At 71.4% G+C, this 2736-nt stretch carries 2 protein-coding genes; both read right to left on the reverse strand.

Annotated elements, in window-relative coordinates; genetic code table 11:
• Nucleotides 1–23: 23 nt before the first annotated feature.
• Nucleotides 24–740 carry a S9 family peptidase gene (locus tag K8V84_RS08135; RefSeq protein WP_304072522.1) on the reverse strand — a complete coding sequence of 239 codons (717 nt, stop codon included), beginning with the start codon at nt 738–740 and terminating at the stop codon, nt 24–26.
• A gap of 10 nt (nt 741–750) precedes the next feature.
• Nucleotides 751–2736, reverse strand: a 1986-nt coding sequence (locus tag K8V84_RS08140; protein WP_304072525.1) for an FAD-dependent monooxygenase, incomplete at its 5' end; no start/stop codon positions are given.

The raw sequence follows: 2736 nt of genomic DNA on the forward strand, positions 1-2736 counted from the left end.
CCCGGCGCGGACCGGCATGGTCGTCAGCCGGCGCCGAGGGAGTCGCGCACGGTGCGCCAGGCGGTGTGCGCGGGGTCGATGACGGCGAAGTGGTCGGCTCCGGCGATCTCGTGGTACTCCACGGGGTCACCGGCGGCCCGGGCCGCGGACACGTAGTCGCGGCTGTGTTCGACGGGAACGCGTTGGTCGGCCTCACCGTGCACGATCAACTGCGGGAGGCCGATGGGGAGTCGGTGCAGGGGCGAGGATTCCGTGTACAGCTCGGGTGCGGGGTCAGGGCCGAGGAAGGGTGCGACGGCGTCCTCCCCCAGGCCGGCCTCGGCGCAGCGGCGCAGGTCGGTGATGGGTGCCAGGGCGACCACGGAGGTGACGAGGGAGTCCGCGGCGGTAATGAGGGCGAGGTGGCCACCGGCGGAGTGACCGATGGCGACCACGCGTGAGGTGTCCAGCCCGCCTTCGCGGTCGGCGGTGGCGGCGAGCAGGTCCAGGGCGCGTGCGACGTCGTCGGCCGTCTGTGGCCAGCCACCGCCGTCGGTTCCGGTGCGACGGTATTCGACGTTCCACACGGCCCATCCGGCGGCGGTCAGGTCCCGGGCCAAGGGGTCCATCAGGCGCGCGTCGTGCAGGTCGCGCCACCAGCCGCCGTGCAGCAGGACCGCGACAGGGGTGGGACCGTCGCCCCTGCGGGGCTCGTGGCGGTGGACGATCTGACCGGGGTGGTCGCCATAGGAGGTCGACACCTTGGTCTCCCTAGGACTCGTGCCGGATGGGGTGGGGACGCCACCGCCGGTGCCGGGTGGAGTCTTCGCTGGACCGTAGCAGTTCGAGTCGGGGCCGCGGCCCGTCGGTTCGACCGGTGGGGGGTTTGCGGTTGCCGGCGCGGAAGGGGACCGGCCAGGTGACGCCGGGGCCCGCGTAGTCCTGTTCGGCGGCGGCGTGGAGGGTCCAGTGCGGGTCGTACAGGTGGGGGCGGCCCAGCGCGCACAGGTCGGCGCGGCCGGCCAGGATGGTCGAGTTGACGTCGTCGTGGGAGGAGATGGCGCCCACGGCGATGACGGGGACGTCGAGTTCGCGGCGGACGCGTTCGGCGTAGGGAACCTGGTAGCTGCGTCCGAACGCGGGTTCCTCGTCGGGGGTGACCTGACCGGTGGAGACGTCGATGGCGTCGGCTCCGGCCGCGACGAGGGCTCGGGCGATCTCGACCGCGTCCTCGCCTGTGGTGCCGCCCTCGACCCAGTCGGTGGCGGAGATGCGCACGGTGAGGGGTTTGTGGTCGGGCCAGGCGGCGCGAACGGCGGTGAGCACCTCCACGGGGTAGCGGAGCCGGCCGGCCAGGTCTCCCCCGTAGGCGTCGGTGCGCCGGTTGGTGACCGGGGACAGGAACGAGGACAGCAGGTAGCCGTGCGCGCAGTGGAGTTCGAGCAGGTCGAATCCGGCACGGTCGGCGGCGTGGGTGGCGGCGACGAAGTCGTCGAGGATGGCGTCCATGGCGGCCCGGTCCAGTTCCCGGGGCACCTGGTTGACGCCGTCCCGGTAGGGCAGCGGTGATGGGGAGACCAACGGCCAGTTGTCATCGTTCAGGGGCTGGTCGATGCCCTCCCACATCAGCTTGGTCGAGCCCTTACGGCCGGCGTGCCCGAGCTGCACTCCGACGCGGGCCCGGCTGTGGGTGTGCGCGAAGTCGGTGAAGCGGCGCCAGGCGGTCTCGTGTTCGGGTGCGTAGAGTCCGGCGCAGCCGGGGGTGATACGGGCGTCGGCGGACACGCACACCATCTCGGTCATGACGAGTCCGGCACCGCCGAGCGCCTTGCCGCCCAGGTGGACGAGGTGGAAGTCGCCGGGGGTGCCGTCGGTGGAGGAGTACATGTCCATGGCCGAGACCACGACCCGGTTGTCCAGCTCCAGTTCGCCCAGTCGGAAGGGGTGGAACATGGGCGGGCGAACGTCGGGGCCGTCCTCTCCTGCCATGACCTCACGGCTCACCTTGCGGGCGAACCAGTCGTCGACCCTGGCGACGAACTCCGGATCGCGCAGGCGCAGGTTGTCGTAGGTGACGCGACGGCTGCGGGTCAGCAGGTCGAAGGAGAACGCAAGTGGGTCGGCGTCGACGTGGCGGTGGATGTCCTCGAACCACTCCAGACTGGCCTGGGCCGCGCGTTGGGTACTGGCCACCACGGGACGGCGTTCGTCCTCGTAGGCGGCCAGGGCGCTCGGCGGGTCGGGGTGTTCGTGCAGGCAGGCGGCGAGCGCCAGGGCGTCCTCCATCGCCAGCTTGGTTCCGGATCCGATGGAGAAGTGCGCGGTGTGGGCGGCGTCGCCGAGCAGGACGATGTTGCCGTGGTGCCAGGTGCGGTTGCGAACGGTGTTGAAGCGCTGCCAGCGTGAGTTGTTGGGCAGCAGTCGGTGCGGTCCCAGGACGTCGGCGAACAGCTTCTCGCAGCGGGCGATGGCGTCGAGGTCGCTCTCCCCCGGAGCCAGGTCGCGGTCGACGAACCCGGCGGCCCGCCACACGTCCTCGGCCATCTCCACGAGGAACGTACTGGCGTGGGCCGAGTAGGGGTAGCAGTGCAGCTGCATGATCCCGTGCGGGGTGCGCAGGACGTGGAAGTTGAACGCGTCGAAGACCAGGTCGGTGCCCAGCCACATGAACCGGTTGGCCCGCGGTTCGAGGGTGGTGCCGAACTCGTCGGCGTGGGCGGTGCGCGTGACGCTGTTCGCCCCGTCCGCGGCGACCAC

Origin of the sequence: Nocardiopsis listeri, from assembly GCF_020741345.1 — a bacterium.
GTDB lineage: Bacteria > Actinomycetota > Actinomycetes > Streptosporangiales > Streptosporangiaceae > Nocardiopsis > Nocardiopsis listeri_A.